1 protein-coding gene is annotated in these 1,081 nt (G+C 67.7%); it reads left to right on the forward strand.

The window, feature by feature from the left end:
• Positions 1 to 1,081: peroxidase family protein (locus tag ODJ79_RS46605; protein WP_317620764.1), on the forward strand; the 1,081-nt coding region annotated here is incomplete at both ends.

The following is a 1,081-nucleotide window of genomic DNA, read 5'->3' on the forward strand; positions in this document are numbered from 1 at the left end:
GACGATGTCCTCGGCTACATCCCGTTCGTCCGCAGCGCGCCGGCGCCGGGCACCGGGGTGACCACCCCGCGCCAGCAGGTCAACTCCAACAGCTCGTACATCGACGCCTGGCCCGTCTACGGCGGCACGACCGCCCGGCTGGACTGGCTACGCGCCGGTAAGGTGGATGGCAATCCCGCGAACAACAAGGCCCGGTTGCTGCTGCCGCATGGCTACCTGCCGCGGGCGACCGCACGGGGCAACGCAAGCACTTCGCCGCCCATGGAGGTCGACGGCCTTCTCCGGGCCAAGCCCGGCCACCGCATAGTCGCCGGGGACGTGCGGGCCAACGAGAACCTGTTTCTCACCGCCACCCACACCCTGTTCGCGCGCGAGCACAACCGGATCGTCGCTGCGCTGCCGGCGTCGCTGAGCGAGCAGGACAAGTTCGACATCGCCCGCAAGGTGATCATCGCCGAGCAGCAGTACATCACCTACACCCAGTGGCTGCCGGCGATGGGTGTCCCGCTGCCCGCGTACGCCGGGTACAACGCGAATGTCGATGCGAGCATCAGCAACGAGTTCGCCACCGTCGGATACCGGGCGCACAGCCAGATCCACGGCGAGATGGAGGTGGAGGCCGACGCCGGCCACTACGGCAAGGCCCAACTGAACGCGTTCCGCGCCCGACGCCTCGAGATCAAGACAGCTTCCGGCAAGGTCACCGTGGTGGTCCCGCTCAACCAGGCCTTCTTCAACCCCGACCTGGTGCCCGCGCTCGGGCTCGGGCCGCTGCTGAAGGCGGTCAGCCACGAAGCGCAGTACAAGAACGACGAAATGATCGACAACCAGCTCCGCAGCGTGCTGTTTCGCACCCCGGTCGCCCGGAACCGGGACTGTCTGGACGGTACAACGCTGCATCAGTGTTTCAACACCGTGACCGATCTCGGCGCCACCGACATCGAACGCGGCCGGGACCACGGCATGCCCAGCTACAACCAGCTCCGACAGGCGTACGGGCTGCCGGCGCGGACCTCGTTCACGCAGATCACCGGCGAGACGAGCTCAGCCTTCCCACCCGGCACCGGGATCGACAGCCGCC

The sequence above is a fragment of the Actinoplanes sp. KI2 genome (genome assembly GCF_025630775.1).
Taxonomy (GTDB): domain Bacteria; phylum Actinomycetota; class Actinomycetes; order Mycobacteriales; family Micromonosporaceae; genus Actinoplanes.